General features: G+C 38.9%; 20 protein-coding genes. 15 read left to right on the top strand and 5 right to left on the bottom strand.

What is annotated here, in order from left to right:
* The first annotated feature begins 396 nt into the window (after positions 1-396).
* From NYP65_RS00335 to NYP65_RS00350, 4 genes are all read left to right on the top strand, one after another.
* Positions 397-903, top strand: a complete 507-nt coding sequence (locus NYP65_RS00335; protein WP_473410445.1) for a GNAT family N-acetyltransferase — start codon at positions 397-399, stop codon at positions 901-903.
* Positions 904-1,032: 129 nt separating this feature from the next.
* On the top strand, positions 1,033-1,992 hold the full coding sequence (locus NYP65_RS00340) for a hypothetical protein (RefSeq protein WP_172535031.1): 960 nt from the start codon (positions 1,033-1,035) through the stop codon (positions 1,990-1,992).
* 198 nt (positions 1,993-2,190) lie between these two features.
* Positions 2,191-3,474: an MFS transporter gene (locus NYP65_RS00345; RefSeq protein ID WP_473410446.1), complete on the top strand. Its 1,284-nt coding sequence runs from the start codon at positions 2,191-2,193 to the stop codon at positions 3,472-3,474.
* A 361-nt stretch (positions 3,475-3,835) separates the two neighbouring features.
* On the top strand, positions 3,836-4,480 hold the full coding sequence (locus NYP65_RS00350) for a helix-turn-helix domain-containing protein (protein WP_473410447.1): 645 nt from the start codon (positions 3,836-3,838) through the stop codon (positions 4,478-4,480).
* Positions 4,481-4,503: 23 nt separating this feature from the next.
* On the opposite strand, the gene NYP65_RS00355 is transcribed toward NYP65_RS00350, so the two are convergent.
* Both NYP65_RS00355 and NYP65_RS00360 read right to left on the bottom strand, forming a co-directional pair.
* Positions 4,504-4,905: a DUF2178 domain-containing protein gene (locus NYP65_RS00355; protein WP_415702339.1), complete on the bottom strand. Its 402-nt coding sequence runs from the start codon at positions 4,903-4,905 to the stop codon at positions 4,504-4,506.
* Positions 4,902-5,105 carry a helix-turn-helix transcriptional regulator gene (locus NYP65_RS00360; RefSeq protein WP_004113289.1) on the bottom strand — a complete coding sequence of 68 codons (204 nt, stop codon included), beginning with the start codon at positions 5,103-5,105 and terminating at the stop codon, positions 4,902-4,904. Before NYP65_RS00360 ends, NYP65_RS00355 begins: the two co-directional genes overlap by 4 nt.
* Positions 5,106-5,881: 776 nt before the next feature.
* Here NYP65_RS00360 and NYP65_RS00365 point away from each other — a divergent pair.
* Together NYP65_RS00365 and NYP65_RS00370 are read left to right on the top strand one after the other, a co-directional pair.
* Positions 5,882-6,505, top strand: a complete 624-nt coding sequence (locus tag NYP65_RS00365; RefSeq protein WP_473410448.1) for a peptidase — start codon at positions 5,882-5,884, stop codon at positions 6,503-6,505.
* Between the two features lie 171 nt (positions 6,506-6,676).
* The gene (locus NYP65_RS00370) at positions 6,677-7,432 is read left to right on the top strand and encodes a permease (RefSeq protein WP_101889380.1); all 756 of its coding nucleotides are present in this window, start codon (positions 6,677-6,679) and stop codon (positions 7,430-7,432) included.
* A gap of 411 nt (positions 7,433-7,843) precedes the next feature.
* Here the strand turns inward: NYP65_RS00370 and NYP65_RS00375 are convergent, their stop codons facing one another.
* The 3 genes from NYP65_RS00375 to NYP65_RS00385 are packed head-to-tail and all read right to left on the bottom strand — an operon-like array spanning position 7,844 to position 10,154.
* Positions 7,844-8,608 (bottom strand): ABC transporter permease, encoded by a 765-nt coding sequence (locus NYP65_RS00375; RefSeq protein ID WP_004132068.1) that lies wholly within the window; start codon positions 8,606-8,608, stop codon positions 7,844-7,846.
* 59 nt (positions 8,609-8,667) lie between these two features.
* Positions 8,668-9,393, bottom strand: coding sequence for an ABC transporter permease (locus NYP65_RS00380; protein ID WP_020757887.1), 726 nt, complete (start codon positions 9,391-9,393; stop codon positions 8,668-8,670).
* Positions 9,390-10,154 carry an ABC transporter ATP-binding protein gene (locus NYP65_RS00385; RefSeq protein WP_004132070.1) on the bottom strand — a complete coding sequence of 255 codons (765 nt, stop codon included), beginning with the start codon at positions 10,152-10,154 and terminating at the stop codon, positions 9,390-9,392. Before NYP65_RS00385 ends, NYP65_RS00380 begins: the two co-directional genes overlap by 4 nt.
* Positions 10,155-10,293: 139 nt before the next feature.
* Here NYP65_RS00385 and NYP65_RS00390 point away from each other — a divergent pair, with 139 nt between their 5' ends.
* From NYP65_RS00390 to NYP65_RS00430, 9 genes are all read left to right on the top strand, one after another.
* Positions 10,294-10,995: a response regulator transcription factor gene (locus NYP65_RS00390; RefSeq protein WP_004574609.1), complete on the top strand. Its 702-nt coding sequence runs from the start codon at positions 10,294-10,296 to the stop codon at positions 10,993-10,995.
* 6 nt (positions 10,996-11,001) lie between these two features.
* Positions 11,002-12,408, top strand: coding sequence for a sensor histidine kinase (locus NYP65_RS00395; RefSeq protein WP_473410449.1), 1,407 nt, complete (start codon positions 11,002-11,004; stop codon positions 12,406-12,408).
* Between the two features lie 261 nt (positions 12,409-12,669).
* Positions 12,670-13,884 (top strand): argininosuccinate synthase, encoded by a 1,215-nt coding sequence (locus NYP65_RS00400; RefSeq protein ID WP_415702171.1) that lies wholly within the window; start codon positions 12,670-12,672, stop codon positions 13,882-13,884.
* 48 nt (positions 13,885-13,932) lie between these two features.
* The gene (gene argH, locus NYP65_RS00405) at positions 13,933-15,444 is read left to right on the top strand and encodes an argininosuccinate lyase (RefSeq protein WP_415696664.1); all 1,512 of its coding nucleotides are present in this window, start codon (positions 13,933-13,935) and stop codon (positions 15,442-15,444) included.
* 65 nt (positions 15,445-15,509) lie between these two features.
* On the top strand, positions 15,510-16,829 hold the full coding sequence (gene tyrS / locus NYP65_RS00410) for a tyrosine--tRNA ligase (protein ID WP_473410450.1): 1,320 nt from the start codon (positions 15,510-15,512) through the stop codon (positions 16,827-16,829).
* A gap of 81 nt (positions 16,830-16,910) precedes the next feature.
* Complete coding sequence (locus NYP65_RS00415; protein ID WP_473410451.1) at positions 16,911-18,467, top strand: tetratricopeptide repeat protein; 1,557 nt, start codon at positions 16,911-16,913, stop codon at positions 18,465-18,467.
* Between the two features lie 97 nt (positions 18,468-18,564).
* Positions 18,565-19,662, top strand: a complete 1,098-nt coding sequence (locus NYP65_RS00420) for an HAD-IIA family hydrolase (RefSeq protein ID WP_473410452.1) — start codon at positions 18,565-18,567, stop codon at positions 19,660-19,662.
* Positions 19,663-19,737: 75 nt separating this feature from the next.
* The gene (locus tag NYP65_RS00425; protein WP_473410453.1) at positions 19,738-20,523 is read left to right on the top strand and encodes a TlyA family RNA methyltransferase; all 786 of its coding nucleotides are present in this window, start codon (positions 19,738-19,740) and stop codon (positions 20,521-20,523) included.
* Positions 20,524-20,709: 186 nt separating this feature from the next.
* Positions 20,710-21,777 carry an NAD kinase gene (locus NYP65_RS00430; RefSeq protein WP_004132084.1) on the top strand — a complete coding sequence of 356 codons (1,068 nt, stop codon included), beginning with the start codon at positions 20,710-20,712 and terminating at the stop codon, positions 21,775-21,777.
* The last annotated feature ends 4 nt before the right edge of the window (positions 21,778-21,781 follow it).

The following is a 21,781-nucleotide window of genomic DNA, read 5'->3' on the forward strand; positions in this document are numbered from 1 at the left end:
TAAATATTAAATTCGCGTATGGGGAGTGGGTGTAAGACTAGTGGCATGTTGATTATTGCGTAAGATTGTTCAGCAAGCTATTAAGCCAATCTTAAACCTTTTTGCGATATTTTTTCCTATCGTTAAAAAGTGCACCCACTTTTTGTTTGTATATTTGGCTATATCATACATTACTTTTCTAGTAGAAGCTGTGCTTTATGGAAAAGAAAAATTTTATGGATTTGAAAAGCTCGCACTAATTGAAAGAAAAAATTAAATTTTTTCTTTAATAAAAGCTTGTATGTATGGTTTTTTTTTTAATAGTAATACTATTAAAGCTAAACAGACTATTATGGATTCTAATTTTAATAGAATTGTATTCTTATTAGAATCACATATTAAAAATAAGGAGAGCTTATGAGATTAATTAGACCAGATAGTAAATATATTCAAGGTTATATAGAAGCTAATGAAGAAGATGAAATTTTTAGGCCGAATGCTGAAAGACGTTTTATACACCCTGAGACAATTATAGAGAGTTCTTATAATATTGAACATGGTATAAATTTACCTGCAAATTATGTTAAAGCTACTACGTTTTGGCTGATAGATAATGAAAAATTTATTGGTGAAATTAATATTAGGCATGAATTAAATTCTTTTCTAATTAACTATGGTGGTCACATAGGGTACGAAGTTAGACAATCTGAATGTATGAATGGCTATGGAACAAAAATGCTTTCTATGGCACTTACATATTGTAAAGAGACTTTGAATCTGCATAAGGTTTTGATTACGTGTGATGATGACAATATTGGCTCGATAAAAGTTATAGAAAATAATGGTGGAATTTTAGAAGACAAAGTGAAAAATAGCTTATCAAGAGGAAACGTTACAACAAGAAGGTATTGGATTAATATATAGGAAAAATATTAAATTTTATCTATACTGACCACTTAATCGTGGCTTAGGACAATTTTTAGACATTTTGTGCAATCAAAGCTGTGCAATCATAGCACGATATTCCGTAATTGCTTTTTCTAGGAGAAGATGATGAGTGAGACGAAGGTAAGGCCAGTGCTTTTCAAGCATGCTTTTTGGGGTCATGTGATTACAGAAACTGTTGCTGGTATTTGCACTCTTATTATTGCGTTGCTTGTACAGCAGTTCGTAGGCCACCGCGTACTATGTTGGGAAACTGTGGTCATACTCGCGTTGAGTGTTGTGGTGTTTTCGCTACTAAGCACAGCGTATTTGCAGTGGGATAGGCATCGTAGACCGAATGACGGGTCTGTCGATTTACTCAGAGGAATCATCGATTTTGTGCTCAGACTGCTGGTGACTTCTGGTATTGCTTTATTGCTTGTTTCCGATATCACATTGCTAAGCATTATTCTTGGCGCAGCGATTACTAGTGTGTTGCTGTTTGTTTTCGAAAAGCCTTGGCAGCCAGGTATGACGGATGCGCAATTACAGGAAGCTTCAAAGAAATCGGTTGAGCTTGGCGTTCAAATGCTTGAAGAAGAGCGCGTAAAGCGCGCCGAGGCGAGAAACATGATTGCATTACAGCATGCGAGCGCAGGTAAAACAGGCACTCCTAGAGGTACGTCTCTAACATTCTCCTCGTTAATTGTTGCGAATATGCTGATTGAAGCAGTATGCGATGTTGCAACATTTTTGCTTGCGCTGATGCTGCAATGGTGGATGCTGGGTAGTATCGTTGGCTGGAGCACGCTACTCGTCATATTCTTTGGCAATATGCTATTTTCTTGCGCGGCTGCTGCGGTTATGGTTCTGATGGGCGCATTGAAGGCTGATCAACAGAAATGCCTAACAAAAAGTTGGCCTTTCTTAGTTATTGTTGTATTGCTTCGACTGCTGATCTTTGGTGTTCTCGCTTGGCTTCTTACACCGAGTTTAGTGTGGGTGAGTGTAGTTGCTGGCATTGTGCTTACAGATATTGTTATCGTTATAAAGCATCATCCATGGAGAAGAACCGCAGTAGCTGCATAAGATTTTGTAAGACTGTTTTCTTCTCTTTTGAGCAAAAGGTTCTACATACGTCGAAAGCGTTGTGTTGATGAGAGTAGAAAAGAAGTTCAAATACTCGCGATTATTTACGCTAGAAGAGAACAGACTAAGCGACTGGAATAATTAGAACAATTGTAAATCGTAAGCGCAATATAGGAAACAGAATGTAGGAACAGAAAAATGTCAGATTCATCGATGAAAGAGAAAGAAAAGCAGGAAAATACTCCCACAGATGAGAAAAATCCTCTATGTTGTGAATCACATGAGCAAATATGTGAAAACCTTAACAGTGCAAATAAAGAATTGTACAAGTATAAGGTTTTACAACTGAGTGCGGAAATCTTTTCCATCTTAATGATTATTGGAACTGTTTTTATGGCATCCAATAAGCTACAGCTTTTTGGATGGATCACCTATTGTTTTGCAATTCTGTTTCTTGTTGGAGTTTCTCTTATTTGGGTTATTTGTGTTATTTGGCAACGCAATCTACACAGTCGTTTTCGTAGTGAAAATGTAGATTGTAACAAATCTTTTCTTAGCTATGATAATCAACAGGGGAAGGGTAGACTCTCACTGGTTCTTTGTTGCTTTTTTGTGTTAAGTGGTATTCTAACTGCATTTTTTGAAATAACTGCGTTGCATCTTCCAAATCGGTGGCTTTTGCAGACTTGGGTATATGTTATATGCGCGGCAATGCCAGTTGTTTGGATGATTACGATTGCTCTTGAATGTGTTTTCTATAATCTCTATCTTATTTCGCGTATACGGAAAATAGGTATAAGAATTGTACTTCGTTATCTATCTGTTCTACTTTGCGTATTGATTATCTTAGGTCTTGGATTTTTTGACGTTTTATTTATTGTTGGAAGATATTCTGTGAAACAAAATGATAATGGTACATACACAGAGCACGTGGATGATATGTATGCTCCTTTTGAGTATTATCTTTATAAGTCTGAAGGCCCATTTTTCCTTAAGTATCTTCGACCAATGAAAGATTCAAGTGATACTGATCCAAAAATAAGTGAATCTGAGTGGTATAGCAGAATCGATCGCAATAACAGGAAAGATACAAGATTAAAAGATACAAGATTAAAGGCTGAAGAGCCAGAGAAAAATTCCGATTTGCATGATGCCACTGAGCGTGATTTAGAATCAAAGAGGGAAAGAAATGCAGCGCTTAAGATATTTGATAAGTATTTTGCGGTGCAAGGCTTTACGTTCAAGGAGAACTATACTGCCAAGGGGGATATGTACTTTGTTTTGAATGAAAACAGTTCGGACATTACCTATCTGCAGTATAACAGGGACTCTCAGGATGGAAAATGTGGTCTTTATATTCTGTTTAAGGCTTCAAAATCTTCAGATGGAAGCTGGTCGCAGAGTGATGCTCATATGCAGAACACCTATACTTATGAATATAGCACTGGGCTAATTGCAAAGAGCAGTAGGGCATATTGGTAGTAGGGTTTATTTGTAGTAGGGCAGAGTGGTTGGATGCCAGAATCGAAGAGTATCTGAAGATTGTCAGATAGTGATTGTCAGATAGTGATTGTCAGATAGTAGCATCCATATTTGCGTGCTTTAGTTGCTTATGTTTTAGGGAACAAATCGGTGTAAAAATTGTAAAAAAGTTCCCTACATTATTTGATTTCTTATGCTGTTACAGTTGGTAACTATAGTGTTTCACCTTGTTTCTTTTTCCGTTGTAAATTATTTGTTAGTTTGTAATTAGGCGGTATCTAAATCAAATATTTCAATACTAATTTGGTTTCCGTCAAGTAATTTCATTATGTGTAATAACTGATTTGAAAGGAGTTGCATTATGAGTAGTGTTATATCTTTGGGAGAAAAAATTAAAAAGGCTCGTCTGGAAGCTGGGTTGACGCAGGAGGAGCTTTCGGAATTATTGATGGTATCTCGTGCTGCTGTAGCAAAATGGGAAACGAATCGGGGTTTGCCAGATATAGAGAATCTGAAATTTATTGCATCTGCTCTAAGCGTGACTGTTGATTATCTTTTGGATGAGAACAGTAGCGTTGATTTTTCTATTACTAAGAAGCCTATTAATCTCAATAAATATGGTTTCGACGGTAGGTTGAGCGGTTTTAAGAAGTCGAAAATTAAAGAGCAGATTGTATTAGATGAATATCCTGACTCAGAAATCAATATGCTAACTGTTGTTAAGACTTATAACAGTTCATCTGAGAAAATGGTGGATAATTTTGTTGGATGGTTTTCTACTCTCCTTGGAGGATTACCATTGTTTGGCATATATGATTTCAGTAAAGCTGTTTCCACTCTTGGGGCTGATCAGTATTATTTGGTGGATAAAAAAGATAAGCAGTATTTCGTGCTTATAACTGATGAGTATATTATTAGCAGAATTATGGGAGTGGCGTTTAATAGTAAAAAGTTCCGTATTGGAGATAAAGAATTTATGAAAGTTGGTAAGCTTCGTAATAAGTAGTAAATGGGTGGGTGGGTCTGGTTTTAATATTTTTTCTCATAATATTTGTTGACAAAAAACATGATTAATGGAGAAAAGGCAATCGAAATAGCTAAAAGAGCAGCTAGTAAATATGCTTTTGTTATAAATGCAATTATGGCAATTATTCCCATTAGGTGCATTAGTATGAATGCCATTGTTGCATTTACTTTATCTTTGATTTTCTCGTTTCTTTCATCGTTCACATTTATTTTGTAGGCGTGGTCTTTTTCCATCATCTTATAGTGCATGATTTTTACGTGTGAAAGTGAGATAATTGCAACAAAAACAACTGACAGTACAATTTCTACGGATTCGTTCAGTTTAAGAGTCAGTGCAAGAATTAGTCCGCAAATACCTATTACATATCCTATGTACCAAAAATTCTGGTTTTTTTGTTTTTTCATTTTTTATCTTCCTCGTATATAAATATTTCTTCGATTGTTAAATTAAAGTACTTAGCAATTTTGTATGCCAATATGATTGATGGGTTGTATCTTCCGTTTTCCAAAGAACCGACTGTTTGTCTTGATACTTCGAGTGCATCGGCAAGTTCTTCTTGTGTTATGCCTTTTTCTTTTCTAATTTGTTCAAGTCTATTTTTCACATTACATTCTCCTTTCTAATGGAAAGCTAGCTTTACATATAATATAATTGTTTTGAAAGCAAATGTCAAGTTAGCTTTCCATTGTTGGTTTAGGTATTGTTGTGGGATGTGAATTAGACGTATTGGTAAACCTGAAGGAGTGTGAAAAGTATAGTTTGCTAGTAAATGAAGAGATTGGCATTGATAAAACTGTAGTGTGTTTGCGCTCCGACCTGCCTTTTCGCTTAGAGCGAGCTAATGACTCGACACAACAAAATTCAGTACAATCGCACTACGGTTTTTTATAGTGCGACACACCCGCGAATCGACGATTTTGAGCTGCATAATGCGCGAAAAATCACTTCGATTCGCTGAGCCGCTTAGCGTAGAAGCACGGTGTGCTTCTACGGCGGCGAAGACGTTCGCACGGCTAATCCGTGCGAACGATTTTCCTGATTCTTTTCCCATTATTTGTTTTGCGACACGCGAGAAGATCGTTTCCTTAAAAAAACCTGGGAAAATTCTTCAAAAACCTTGAAATGCGTATTTTTACGGTTGGTTAGTAATTTATGTGTAAAATTTACGGAAAATAGTATTAGTTTAGTAAAATCACAATAAAATATTTAGAACAAACCTTAACGTTAGCTGAATGTTTTAGTTGATTTTCGGTAGAGCATGTTGTATCTTTTAAGTCAGTTACCGATGAATCCCTAGTTCTCGGTTACTACGCGGGAAACCGCAAAGGCAAATTTTTCTATGCGCCCCTAACGCATAGGAGAAGAAGAAAGGAAATTAAAATGATGAATAAGAAGGCTATCGCCGCTTTCGCTGCTGGCGCAACTTTGCTCGCTGGCTTTGCAATGGCAACCCCAGCAATGGCATTTGATTTTAATGTTGGTTTGGATAAAGACGGTTCTTGGGTTTCTACTCAGAAGAAGGCTGCTACTAAAGCTGAGGTCTTGAGGCTCGAAGCTGCTGTTGCAGATGCTGAGGCTACTGTTGCAGAGAAGACAAAGGCAGCAAATGATGCTCAGACAGCTACCTATGCTGATGATACTGATGGTGCAAAGAAGAAGGCTGCTGTAGAGAAAGCTCAGAAGGAATTGAGCACAGCTCAGGAAGATCTTGAGAAAGCTCAGAAGGCTTTGAATGAAGCTAAGCCTGCTCCAGCTGAAGCTGATCCAAAGAATCCTCAGGACACAAAGCCAGCTGAGACTTCTAAGGATGCAAAGGCTAAGCAGGGTCAGTCTGGCCAGGCTGGTGCTAATGGTGCTGCTTCTGTCGCTAAGACCACTGTGGTTGAGAAGAAGAAGGATGGCGGTAAGAAGTTGCCTGCTACTGGTGTTGGCGTAACTTTGACCGCTTTGGCTGCCACTATGCTTGCTGGCATGGGTGCTGCTGTTCGCAAGGCTCGTCACTAAGCAATGCGTGCATTAGCTAATGCATAGCTGCCAGCGCTTGTAGTGTAGTGGCTTTGTAAACGCTAATGTTATACTTATGGTGGTTGTGGGTTCTCCTGCAGCCACCATTTTTCTAACTAATTGAATATGTAAATTAGTCAAAATTATTATAGAATCGAGGCGACGTTGCCTATGTGTTTTAAAAATCGTAATTTGCAAAATGATTCTAAAGTTAAAACTTGTGAAGAGTGTATAGATAAAAAAACTTTAGACAGTATTAGTTATTATATAGTAGTATTTTATGTATTTTTGATTGCTATACCAGTATCAGCGGTATTTATATTTAATGCATTTAATAAAACAAATAATTCTATTGAGTGTAAAGTTAATTGTTCTACTGATTGTTCTATTTGTAGCTTTGTTTGTAGTTTTGTTGATTATATTGGAATTAATTTCAACGCTGATATTTTTGTTTGTACTTTTATCTATGCGGTTATTTTATTCATATATACTTTTAAGATCTACTCAGTGTACTTTAAACCCCAAAAAGCTAAGTGTAAAGAAATTTATGATGATTTAGAATTTAATCGCAATTTTATGGCGTGTAGTGCAGCATTTTCAGTTGTTTGCTTGTTTATATCTGCTTGCTTTTCTTCAAATTATGTTACTAAAATTACTGTATCTCTTGCCCTTCTATTAGTTACTTGTGTTCTTGGTTTTCGAGTGAAATCTTGCAATAGCAAATATGCTTTAACTAAGATTGATATAGACTATATGCCTACAACAAATAAGTATTCGAAGATTGGAGAACATGAAAGAGAGAGTAAACTTCTTGTTAAAAGGAAGTCTTATCTAAAGTATTATAAGGTAATGGAAACGAATTATCTTATGATGTCAGCGCTCTTTTTATTAATAACATCTGTATTAGGCATTAATTCTATTATCTAATTAAAAAGTGTGTCAATGTTGTTTGTGCTAGCGGCAGCTATGTAGTTCTTTTATTCCAGTGTATGCATAACTGTATGCATAACATGTTGCTATGCATACACTGGAACAAGATTTTATTGGCTTCAATTCTGTCTATTTAGTTTTTACTGTTATTATCTGTGATATTCTTATCCATTCGTCGCTAGAACCTTGTTGAGAGATTAGAGCTTTGAGTGTGTTGCTTTCGGTTTTGTTTGCTACTAGGGGCATTCAAAACCGAAAGCTTTTTGTTTTTGTTCTATCTGTTTCCATACTGCGTTTTGAGCGTTTTGAACGTTTTACGCGTTTTGTGTATAGCTAAAACCTTATACGCAATTTTGCAATTCACATCTGCATTTGTTATTTCGTTGCATTGTTATTTAGTATCTTTTGTTATCTCATTTCTTTTTTACCAAATTGTGTTATTGCAATCAAAAATACAAACACAGATATTGCAATTGCACATGGCAAAAATGGTATAAGATTAAATCCGTTTCCTAATCCTGTTGATGTAACTGCATGTAGAGAGCGGGAAACCATATATCCGCTGTAACAATAAGGATAAACTATCCAAAGTGGAGTATTTGCTATTAATACGCCAGGAATAACAAGAAGTATATTTAATCCAACGGATAGCATTGACTTTTCAAAAAGCACAGTAATCGCCCACATGACTATTACGCTTGGAATCATAGTCAAAAACAGATCTAAACACCATTTTAATAGATACATAATTGGGAGCGTTTCTGTAACTCCTGTGCTACTGGTTGCAAACAATCCTGCTATAACGAATACGGCAAAAAATACGACCATTTCCATAAGCAAATAAAATAGCAGTACGCAAAATTTTGCAGCAGAAATCGCGTATCTGCTAACAGGCAGTGCCAGCATTTTTAGTATTCCGTTATTGCTTGTTTCTCGTCCTGCAATCATCACGCAAATAACAATCATACTAAGCGGAAGCAAATAGTATGAATAGACTAATGCGCTTTGAATAAACATAGCAGCCCATGCGTGTGTATATTCTGGAGTGAAGTATCTATGAAGGCTTGCTACACCAGATCCAACCACAATTAGTGGTGCAATAAAAATCAAAGGAATAATTTTACTACGCTTTACTTTCTTAAATTCGATTCTAAGAAGTTCAAAAAATCTCATTTTCATAGTCTCCTTATTCATAGTTATATAGTGCAAGTTTTTACTTATAGTGCGTGTTTTTATTCATAGTGCAGGTTCTTAGCCGCCCACAATCCAGAACATAAAAACAGAAGTGTTTCAACTATGGATACGATTACGACCGTAGTATTAGGTTGCGCGCTCATGGCAACTGCTGGTTTTAGCATAACTATAAAAGGTGATGCCATAAAAAGCACAATGTCTGACGAAGCCAATGCCATGCCGCTTAAAAATCCTGCTACACCAATTCCAAGCGTTACCCACATGTTTTCAAATCGTGATGATACAAAAATCATAAAGGACAATACAGGCATTGACGTAATAAATGAATATGCAGCAAAAGATATAAGAGTACTTACATTAAACGTACCTTGTGGCAAATCTGTTACACCGATTTTTGCAAGTGCTAAATTTTGTATGCAAATAGCGATTAGTAATAGAACAGTCAGCAGAATAAATTTGCATAGGTACATAGCAGGAACGCTCATAGGCAGCATATGCATCTTTTTTACTGCATTTCCCTTAAATTCCATGTTGTAGATAATGCATGCTGCGACTATTATGCCGAACATGTTTAACACCATAATCATGCCGTAAAGCTGTGTAAGAAGAATATCCATAGGAGCTAAAGGCAGGTTTAATAATGTATTTTTTCGTACAATAAAATTCACAAAAGCGTACGCTGCTCCCATAATGCCAATAGCAATCATAAGAGCTATAAAGCCAGTTCTCTTGCATTTTTTTAGTTCGATTACAAGCGTTTTCATAGTCTTGCACTCTGCTTCCTGATCTTATTGTCTTCATCAATCATGGATAGGAACATATCTTCCAAATTGTCGGAAGCAAAACCAGATTGTAATGCATTCTGTCGTAGTTCATCTAAACTACCTTCAAATAACAAGTGTCCGTGATTAAGTATTCCAATATCATCTGCAATAAGCTCAATTTCGGATAGCATATGAGAAGAAATAAGAATCGTGCAATCGTAAAGATCTGGCAGTGACTTAATCAGATTTCGGATTTCGTGTATGCCAGATGGATCGAGTCCATTTGTTGGCTCATCTAAAATCAAAATAGGTGGTCTACCAAGCAATGCTCCAGCAAGACCAAGCCTTTGCTTCATGCCAAGCGAATATTTTTTTGCAAGACGGTCTCCAAACTCAGAAAGACCTACTAATTCTAATGCGTCATCAACTGCACTCTTAGGTAGTTCTAAAATGCGACGTATAATGTCAAGATTTTCTCTACCTGTTAGATTTGCATAGAAAGATGGTGATTCAATAAATGAGCCTATTTCTTTCAAAATAGGTATGCGATCGGCAGGAAACTTTTTTCCGTCGATTGTAAATGCACCTTTTGTTGGAGCTGTAAGCCCTAGGAGCATTTTCATTGTTGTAGATTTTCCAGCTCCATTTGGCCCAAGAAAGCCGTAAATGCTACCTTTGCGAATATGAAGTGAAACATCATTAACAGCAATAAATGACTTATATTTTTTTGTTAAATGTTCTGTTGTAACAATATTGTTCATGGCAATATCTCCTTTCGGAATCTATGATATTGCGTCAACCTTTCTACAACATTCTCTTCACCTTACATCTACCTTACATTTTTATTCGAGGTCAAAAAATGAATATTCACATGGCATAATATATGTTAGGGGGTTCTCCATGAATCGGAATGATTATTTATTGAACAAGCATCTGCTACTTGTTGATGATGAGCAGGAACTTTTAGATATGGTTGTATCCATATTAAGCGAATATGGTTTTCATAATATAACTACTGCAAAAAGCATGAAAGATGCTGTAGAGGCAACACAAAAATTACGTCCAGAATTAGCAATCCTTGATGTTATGCTCCCCGACGGTAATGGGTTTGAGTTAATGAAGCAGATAAAACAATATAGTGATTGTCCTATCTTATTCCTTACTGCTTGCGGTGAAGATGAAGATAAGTTTAAGGGATTTGACTTAGGAGCAGACGATTATATTGTAAAGCCGTTTCTTCCAAAAGAGCTAACGTTTCGCATTATGGCAATTTTAAGACGAAGCTACAAGAGCGAAAATCCCATTGTTAAACTGAAAAATAGTCAGATTGATTTTTCTTCTGCCCAAGTAATAAAAAATAACGAACATATTCCACTCACAGCCAAAGAATATGATTTACTTTCTGCACTTTATAGAAATGCTGGATGCATTGTAACAATTGACGCGTTATGTGAAGCTGCATGGGGTGATAATCCTTTTGGATATGAAAATTCTTTAATGGCACATATACGTCGTATCAGAGAAAAAATAGAACTCAATCCATCGCAGCCTGTTTCTTTAATAACAGTTAAAGGCTTAGGGTATAAGCTGATTGTGGAGTAAAGCAGAATGAAAAGCATACCAAAACTAATACAACGCTTTATAAGTATTTTTCTACTAAGCGCTGTGCTTATAGTATTAATGAATATTATTGCGTTTATTGTACTTATAGGAAATTACGCTCCCGATAAAGAGATGTCTCCTTATAGCATAGCCAAAGAGACGGGAGAAGCATTACAATTATCCGCAAGTGGGGATTATGTATTATCAAAAAATATGTCTTCCAAATTGACAAATTCTGGCGCATGGGCAATTTTGATTGATAATAATACATTGAAAGTCGTATGGAAAACAAAAGACGTTCCTGCAACTATTCCAAACGATTATACTTTGTCTGATGTAGCTAATTTGAGCGTTGGTTATATTGATGGTTATCCAACTTACACGGGTGATAATAAGAATGGAGTTGTCGTAGTCGGATTTCCGCATAAAAGCTTTTGGAAACATACACGACCAAGTTGGAAATACAGTTTAATCTCAAATTTTCCGCAGATTCTTTTAAGCGTATTCTTCATCAACATTTTGCTTATTCTTGGAATTTATTTAATAGCTAATATAAAACTACTAAAATCAATTAATCCGATTACAAAAGGGATACAACGTTTATCTAGTGGAGAAAGCGTGCATATTCCAGAAACAGGAGCGCTTTCAGAAATTTCATCTAACATAAATTCTGCTTCCGATATTTTGCAAATACAAAAAGAACAATTGAGAAAAAAGGAGACTGCAAGAGCGAATTGGATAGCTGGAGTTTCACATGATATTCGTACGCCGTTATCTATGGTTATGGGGTATGCAGGACAGTTAGAAAATTCTCTCCATATTTCGCAAGAAGATCGTAAAAAAGCGACGATGATTATTAAGCAAAGTGCAAGAATGAAGAATTTGATTAATGACCTTAATTTGGCTTCAAAACTTGAATATAATATGCAACCAATTATGAAAAAAGAAGAAAATGTTGTTGCTGTTGTTAGGCAAGTTGTTGTGGACTTTATGAATATGGGTATGCAAGATGAGTTTTCGATTAAGTGGGAAACAGATGCTAAATTGACTGTTTGCAATATTAGCGTAGACAAAGATTTATTAAAACGAGCAATATCTAATCTTATTCAGAACAGCATATCTCACAATGAAAATGGGTGTACGATTTATGTATCCGTTGCTGAAAATAATAATAATTGTATTATTTGTGTTGAAGATAACGGTATAGGTGCTTCAGATGAAAAAATCGACAAGCTTAATCATGCACCGCACTATATGATTTGCGATACAAGTACTGCAGAACAGCGTCATGGTTTGGGTCTGCTGATTGTTCAGCAGATTATTGGCGCTCATAATGGAACGGTTGATATAAGCAGAAGCAAATACGGTGGGTTTAAGGTTGAGTTAACAGTTCCGAATAAAAAATATTTATAACGCATTTGCGATTATGTTTATAAATTATGCTTATAAGTTATGCTTATAAAATTATGCCTTAAAATTGTGCCTACTAAGCATATCTGTTAACTGTATAAGTATTATCTTTGTTTTGGTTTTTGATTAAATACTTCTAAGCGCGAATCGCCAAAATGGTGTATTTCTGCGCGTGTTGAGATTGTATATATAGTTGTATAATATACTATGTATTGTTTATTTATTCAATATTATTTATTCAATATATGACCGTGGGAGGTCGCTATGACTAATAAGAAGCGTATTGTATTGGCGTATTCGGGTGGCCTCGATACATCTGTAGCAATTCCGTACCTTAAAGAGCAAACAGGCCAAGACGTTGTAGCTGTTTCGCTAAACGTTGGTCAAGGTGGAGAAGCGCTAGAAGTGATTAAAAACCGCGCTTTAGCATGCGGTGCTGTTGAATCGTATGTAGTTGATGCTCGCGAAGAATTTGCAGATAACTATTGCATGCTCGCATTAAAAGCAAACGCACTTTACGAAGACGTGTATCCTTTAGTTTCCGCGCTTTCTAGGCCGCTTATTACTCGTCACTTGGTTCACGCAGCGCACGAATTTGATGCCGATACAATCGCGCACGGTTGCACGGGTAAAGGAAACGATCAAGTTCGTTTTGAAGTTGCGATTCAGTCTTTAGACCCAGAATTAAAGGCAATTAGCCCAATTCGTGATTTGTCGCTTACTCGAGATGTGGAAATCGCTTTTGCAAACGACCATAATCTTCCGATTACTCAAAGCAAGAAAAGCCCATATTCCATTGACCAAAATGTTTGGGGAAGGGCCATTGAAACGGGCTTTTTGGAAGATCCGTGGAATGCTCCAATCGAGGAATGCTACTCTTACACAAAGAATCCTTTGGAAGCTAAAACTCCAGACGAAGTTACAATCACATTTGAAAAAGGCGTGCCAGTTGCGATTGACGGCCACAGCGTAACTCCGCTTCAAGCAATTGAAGAGATGAATCAAAGGGCAGGCGCTCAAGGAATCGGCAGAATCGACATTATTGAAGATCGTTTAGTTGGCATTAAGTCTCGCGAATTGTACGAAGTTCCAGGCGCGCAAGCTTTGATTACAGCGCATCAAGAGCTTGAAAATTGCTGCTTGGAGCGCGAACAGCACAGGCTTAAGCGTGCTCTAGATAAAAAGTGGGCAGAATTTGTGTACGACGGCCAGTGGTTCTCGCCAGTTGTGCGTTCTTTGAATGCGTTTATAAACGAGACGCAGGAGCATGTTTCTGGAGATATTCGCATGACTTTGTACGCAGGAAAGGCTGTTGTAACAGGCAGAAAGTCGGATGAGTCTTTGTATGACTTTAACTTGGCTACTTACGATTCTTCCGATACCTTCGACCAGCGCGCTTCCAACGGATTTATTGAAATCTACGGATTGTCTAGTAAAGTTGCTGCCGCTCGAGATATGCGCGTTGCAAAGAACGACTAAGAACAACTAATAACGACTAAAAACAACTAAAAAGACGAAAGAATAACTATGCACGATGCAAATGCCAATGACAGCGCAAATGCCAACACTAATCATCCAATAGCCTTGTGGGGCGGCCGTTTTAGCTCGGGGCCTTCTGCGGAACTCACAAAGCTTAGCAAGTCAACGCAATTTGATTGGCGGTTAGCGGATGGCGATATTGCAGGCTCTCGCGCGCACGCACACGCTTTGCATCGTGCAGGTTTATTAACAAATCAAGAATACGCAGATCTTTGCAAAGCGCTAGACGAGTTGCAAAACCGCGTAGATAATGGCACTTTTGCTCCAATTGAAGAAGACGAGGACGAAGCAACAGCATTAGAGCGCGGCTTGCTTGAGATTGCAGGAAGCGAACTTGGCGGAAAACTTAGAGCTGGCCGCTCTAGAAACGACCAAATCGCAGCTTTAATACGCATGTTTTTGCGCAGACACGCGCGCGCGTTAGCGGCACTAGTGTTAGATGTTTGCAATGCTTTAGTCGCTCAATCTTTAGAAGCAAAAGATGCTGTAATGCCTGGCCGCACTCATATGCAGCACGCTCAACCAATTTTGCTTGCACACCAGCTAATGGCTCATGTTTGGCCGCTTTTGCGAGACGTAAATCGCCTTGCGGACTGGGATTTGCGCGCAAACAAAAGTCCATACGGAGCAGGGGCATTGGCTGGCAACACTCTTGGCTTAGACCCCGAAGAAGTTGCTAAAGAGCTTGGTTTTTCCGCTGTTTGCGCAAATTCGATTGATGCTACAGCAAGCCGCGATGTTGTTGCGGAATTTGCGTTTATTGCATCTATGATTGGCGTTGATATTTCTCGCTTAAGCGAAGAGATTATTATATGGAATACTCAAGAATTTGCGTTCGTAACTTTAGACGATGCTTATTCTACTGGCTCTTCGATTATGCCTCAAAAGAAGAATCCAGATATTGCGGAGCTTGCTAGAGGAAAAGCAGGGCGATTAATCGGAGATTTAACTGGATTAATGGCCACTCTTAAAGGCCTTCCAACCGCATATGCTCGCGATTTGCAAGAAGATAAAGAAGCGGTTTTTGACCAAATCGACACTCTAGAAGTTTTGCTTCCAGCATTTGCAGGCATGGTTAGAACAATGCGATTTAACACGCCTCGCTTGCTTGAGCAGTCTGCAACTGGTTTCGCTCTTGCTACAGACATTGCAGAATGGCTTGTAAAACAAGGTGTTCCTTTCCGCAATGCTCATACGTTATCGGGATTATGCGTAAAACGTGCCGAAAGTCTTAAATGCGATTTAAGCGATTTGAGTAACGACGATTATGCAACGATTTTAGACGGCATTATTGATGCAAATAAAATACCAGATCTTAGACTTGTTCTTTCTAGCTATGGCTCTGTTTCTTCTAGATGTGGCAAAGGCGGAACAGCTTTTGTGCGCGTAAAAGAGCAAATTAATCAAGCTCAGCTTGCGATTAGTGAGTATAAGAAATTCGCTGAATCTGTAAGCGACGGAACAGCTTATAAGAGTGTCTCCATGTGCTGCCAAAATTGAAAGGCTTGTAGCGCGCAAATGCGCCCGATACTTTCGGTAATTTTTGCAATAATAAGGAGATATAAATGGCTCAGGTGAGGAATTACAAAGAAGCTGGATTTGCTTCTTTGTTTGAAGAGCTAAAGTGGCGTGGATTGATTTCTCAATCTACTGACGAAAATCAACTTGCTCAAGCACTTGACGGAGAACCATTAACTTATTATTGCGGCTACGATCCTACTGCTGCATCGCTTCATATTGGCAATCTTGTTCAGCTTATTAACATGCGTCATTTGCAAGCTGCAGGCCATCATCCTATTGCTTTGGTTGGCGGTGCTACGGGCTTGATTGGAGACCCTCGCCAAAGCGGAGAGCGCACGCTTAATTCTAAAGATATTGTTGCTGGATGGGCGGAGCGTTTGCGCAAGCAAATCGGCCGCATTTTGCCTCTTGATGGAGAAAATCCTGTTCGTTTTGTAAGCAACTACGACTGGGTTTCTAAAATGTCTGCTATCGACTTTTTGCGCGATGTTGGCAAGAACTTTAGAGTCGGCACAATGCTTTCTAAAGATATTGTTGCTCGCCGCTTAAACTCCGACGAAGGCATTTCTTTCGCTGAGTTTAGCTACCAAGTTTTGCAAGGAAACGACTTTTTGTACTTGTTTGATAATTACAACGTTACTTTGCAACTTGGCGGATCTGATCAGTGGGGTAATTTGACTTCTGGCATGGATTTGATTCGTAAGGTTCGCGGAGCTTCTGTAAACGTGTTTACAAGCCCAATTATTACGGATAATCAAGGTCGTAAGTTTGGAAAATCTGAGGGTAACGCAATGTGGCTTGATCCTACAATTCTTAGCCCTTATCGCTTCTATCAATTCTGGTTTAATCAGCCAGATGATGAAGTTGTTAAGCTTCTTAAGGCTTTTACGTTCTTACCTAAGAGCGAGATTGAGCGTTTGGAAAAGCAGATTCAAGAAGATCCAGGAAGTCGTGAAGCTCAGCGTGTGCTCGCTTGGGAAGTTACAAGTTTTGTGCATGGCGAGGATGTTACAAATCAGGCGATTGCTGCTTCTGGAGCGCTTTTTGGCAAGGGTGATTTAGCTGGAATTGACGAGCAAACTCTTGAAGCTGCTTTAGACGGCGTTAAAGTTAAAGCACAAGATGGCACTTTGGAATTTGCTAAAGCGCATGTTGCAGATCGTGTTGTTGAAGCCGCTGTTGCTGCTGGATTGTTCCGCACTATTTCCGAGGCTCGTAGAGCTATTGAAGCTGGAGGATTGTACGTTAACAATAATCGCGTAGAAAGCGTTGATGACGTTTTGAGCGATAGCTCATTCTTGCACGGTCGTTTTGCTTTGATTCGTAGAGGCAAGAAGGCTATTGGTGCAGTTGAGCGCGCGTAGTTTTTAAGTGCGCTTGATTTGTTTTTAGCATTAGATTTTAGTATAATTTTATATTTTTAGACTTTGAAAGGTATGCCAATAATGGGCGAAGAACGCGGATCGCGTAGTGGTAAGTCGTTTGGTAATCGTGGCCATTTTAGCCGTCAAAATGGCGGTAAGAACGGGGAACATCGCGGAGGATTCCACAAAGGTGGGTTCCATAAAGGTGAGGAAAATCACGGCGGTTTCCACAAGGATGGATTCCACAAGGATGGATTCCACAAGAGTGGCTTTAAGAAGAACGGTTTTAAGAAGAACGCGGATCGCAAGTTTGATGGCGATACTGAGCGCAGGTTTGATCGCGATAATCGCAAGTTTGACAGAAAAGATAATCGCGAAGATAGGTATAATCGCGAAGATAAGCGCAATCGCGATAATCGATACAATCATAGCGATTACAATAAGCGCACGAATCGTGGTTTTGAGTCTGATTCAAAAGAATCGGGAAATCCAAGATACAAGAAGTTTGATCGCGATAATCGCGTAGAACGTGGCGAGCGCAGGTTTGATCGCGATGGTGAGCGCAGGTTTAACCGCGATAATAATGACAATCGCGGCGGATTCCACAAGAGTGGATTTAAGAAGAACGATTCTAGAAAGCACGATTCGAAGTCGTCTTTCCGCTTTGAAAATGGTCCTCGTAGAAACTCGGATGGAACTGTTTCTTACCCATCTCAAAACCCGTATACCGATAGGCGTCCAGGCGAGCCAAAAATGCCTAAGGGCTTAGAATATTCAATGCTTTCTAAGGAGTCTCGTGAGCGTCTGCGTGGTCTTTCTAAGGAGCATTCCGAAAACATTGGCTTGCATATTCTCGCTGCATACGCTTTGCAAGACGAAGATCCAGAGCTTGCTTTAGAACATGCAAAGTGGGCTGCAAAGCAGGCATCTCGCATTGATTTTTCGCGCGAAACGCTAGGATTTATTGCATACCGCCAAGGCGATTATAAGCTTGCTGCACGCGAGTTTAGAACGGCTATGCGAATGAATGGTTACACGGATTACCTTCCATTTATTGCAGATTGCGAGCGCGGTATGGGCAACCTCGATAAAGCGCTAGAAATTTGTATGTCGGACGAAGCTAAAAGCGTTAGTGGCGAAGTTAAGGCAGAAATGTTCCTTGTGTATGCAGGCGTTTTGGCGGATACAAACCATGCAGATAAGGCGATTGAGCTTGTTCACGCAATGGGCAGGTCTAAGGGCTTGCCTGGCGAGTATAGAATGCGCGCTGTGCAAGCGGAGCAGTACTTCCTTGAGGAGGCTGGGCGAAGCGATGAAGCGATTGAGCTTGATTCTTTGCTGGATCGCTTAGAAGAGCAGTATGCAGATATTGAAGACGAAGAAAATCCAGAAGATGTTGTAATTGACTATGATTTGGAACATCTTAATGATGCGATTATGGACGAAGTTGGCATTAGTGAAGATGATGCGCAATTTGCTCCAGATGATGATTTTGATGATGATTCGGATGATGATTCGGATGATGATTCAGACGACGATTCAGACGACGATTCAGACGAAGATTCAGACGAAGATTCACAAATCGCAGATAATACTGAAACTGTAGAGATGAATGCAGTTAATCCTAAAGAGGAATAGTATAAATCATATTTTCTAAGCCCGGCTTCTGTATTGTAAAAGTATAGTAAGCTGGGCATTTTCTACTTTAGTATTCTTAAAATCGTGAGGATATTTTATGCAACTTGATGAACGAGCGAATTTTTCAAATAGTAAATCTGCGTTAAGCAAGGATTTTCGCTTAGCTTTGCTTGACTTAGATGGCGTAGTGTATAGAGGCGGAAAATCCGTTGAATACGCAGCCGAATCAATTGAAAATGCTCAAAAAAATGGCATGTTTATTGAATACACAACTAATAATTCTTCTCGTTTTCAAGAAGTTGTAGCAAGTCAGCTAGAAAGTTTTGGCTTAAAAGTAGAGCCGTGGCAAATCATAACGTCTTCACTTGTAGCTGCTCGAATGGTTGCTCGATATGTTCCAAGCGGTTCAAACGTTTTAGTTTTAGGCGCAGATCATCTTGTACAAGAGGTTCGTAGCGCTGGTCTTAATCCAGTAAAGTCTTGTAAAGATAATCCAAAAGCCGTTATTCAAGGCTGGTATCCGCAAATGACTTGGCAAGAAATGGCACAAGTCGCTTTTGCTGTAGAGCGCGGAGCTAAGTATTTTGTTACTAATCGCGATTTAACAATTCCACGTGAATTCGGTATAGCTCCTGGATGCGGTTCTATGATTCAAGCTGTAGTAAATGCCACTGGAGTAGAGCCTATTGCGTCTGCTGGAAAGCCCGAGTGTGCAATGTATGATGAAGCGCGATTGTTGGTTGCTGCAAACGCAAAGCACAACGATGAAGATATTAAAGAATATGCGCAAAAAGACGAATTTGGAAATCCTGTAATAAGTATTGAGCACTCGCTGGCTGTAGGAGACAGATTAGACACAGACATTGAAGCAGGTACCAGAGGAGGGTATAAGTCGCTTCTAGTGCTTACGGGCGTTACCAATCCGCGCATGCTGCTTGAAGCTCCAAAACACTTGCGACCAAGCTTTGTTTCTAAGGATTTAAGGGGATTGAACGAGGTGCATGTTGCTTCAAAGCGCGTTGACGATTCTACGTTTACGTGCGGCGATTCTAGAGCACAAATCGTTTGTAACACTATTGAAGTAAACAATCCTAATGATTGCAATGCTTTGCGAGCTGCTTGTGCGCTCGCTTGGAGCTTAATGGATAGTGGAAAATCGCTTGAAGATTACATTCTTCCAGAGTTTTCTTTGTGATTTGTGACTTGTGGCTTTGTGATTTGTGGCTTACGACTTGCGATTTACGACTTTATACTTTAAGCGAGGTTTTTAATGCTAGACGAAGATGATTTAGCTCAGCGCTTAGACTGCGCGCTTGTAAATCGCAGTTTAGTGAAGAGTAGAACTACATCTCAACGCTTAATCAAGTCTGGAGTAGTGAAAGTAGATAATCGCATTGTTAAAAAATCGTCATTTTTAGTGAAAAAATCGCAAAAAATAAGTCTTGACGAATCAAAAGAAGAAAATTCTTGTGTTAAATACGTTTCTAGAGGAGCACTAAAACTCGAAGGTGCATTCTGTTTATTTGAGAATTTAGGATTAAAAGTTGATTCAAATACTAAAGCATTAGATATTGGCGCTTCCACTGGCGGTTTTTGCGATTATTTGTTGCAAAATGGCGTGAATCGCGTTATAGCTTTAGATGTTGGACACGGTCAATTGCACACAAAAATCGCAAGCAATCCGCGCGTTATTGAAATGAGTGGCGTAAATATTAGAAATGTTTACGCGGAAGATCTGCCATACAAGCCGAATCTTATAGTCTCCGACGTCTCTTTTATATCTCTTAGCTTTGTGATTCCAGTAATTGCACGTATTGCGCAAAATAACGCGAATATTGTTCTTCTTGTAAAGCCGCAATTTGAAGTTGGTAAAGGAAATCTTGGCAAGCACGGAATTGTAACAGATAAAAACCTAAGACTTAAAGCCTTAGAAAATGTTAAAGAATGCGCTAAAAACAATTGTTTAAGCGTTATTGCAACTCGCGAATCACCTATAGAGGGAACTCACGGGAACGTTGAATATCTTCTTTATGCGCGATTTAATAGTCAAATTTAATAGTCAAGAGATTGTTTGATAAATATTTGCATAAGATTAATGTGCAATATTGCAATATGTAGATTAATGCACAATATGTAGTGCAACAATTACAATAACTATTAATGTTTGTAAAGCTGCGATTAGGCTACGATTAATCTGTAAATAAGCTACGATTAATCTACAAATAGCTACAAAGGGGGTGCTATGCAAGAACGTTTAGAAGGTAATTCTGCTTCTCGCAATGCTCTTGTGGTTACGCATGCGCGTCTTGATGGCAACAGTGCTGTTGTAAATCAAGTTACTACTCAGCTTAAAAATGCTGGTTTTAATGTTAGTGTGTTTCATAGTGCTGCAGTTTCGGATTTTGCGCAAAAAATCGCTCAAGGAGTAGATAAAAATACGGAAATTGTTGTTGTGCTAGGTGGGGATGGCACAATGCTTCAAGCTGCAGAATTAGTGCATTGCACTCCTGTTCCAATTATTGGAATAAACCTTGGGCATGTTGGTTTTTTGGCGGAATTTGAGAGCTTCCAGATAGATGAAGCTGTGCGAAGAATTGCGCAAAAAGACTACTTTTTAGAGCATAGAATGGAAGCGCATGTAGATGTTTGGCTCCCTGGAGCGAGCGAGCCTTTAAGTGATTGGGCGCTTAATGATATTACTTTAGATAGGGCAGATCGTGGGCGAATGGTGGAGCTTTCGATTCGCGTTGACAATGTTGAAATGTCGTCTTTTGGCTGTGACGGCGTGATTGTTTCTACGCCTACTGGTTCTACTGCGTACGCGTTTTCTGCAGGTGGGCCGATTATGTGGCCAAATGTTGAGGCTTTGCAACTTGTTCCTTTGGCTGCACACGCGCTTTTTTCTAGACCATTGATTATTGGAGCAGGTTCTACTTTTACGATTGATATTTTGCAAGAATCAGCTTCTGGTGGGTGGATTTGTTGCGATGGAAGGCGTCAAAGAGCTTTGCCGCAAGGTTCTAGGATTCAAATTAGGCAATCTAAAGATGAGTTGCTTTTGGCACGACTTTCTGGCGTTCCATTTACGCAAAGATTAGTTACTAAGTTTGATTTGCCAGTTGTTGGATGGCGTGAAAATCGCAGAAAAGTGGCCGCTAAGCCTAAGATTTATGAAGCAAATCTTCATAATGAAACCGATAGAAATTATGAAGATAGCGCATGCGTAGATGGTGCAAGTGTAGATAGCGCTGATGGCAATGCTGACTGTAATGCAGAATATTCAATCGTCCCTAATAATCTAAACCTATAGGGGG

This window comes from Gardnerella sp. c12Ub_1, assembly GCF_055804375.1.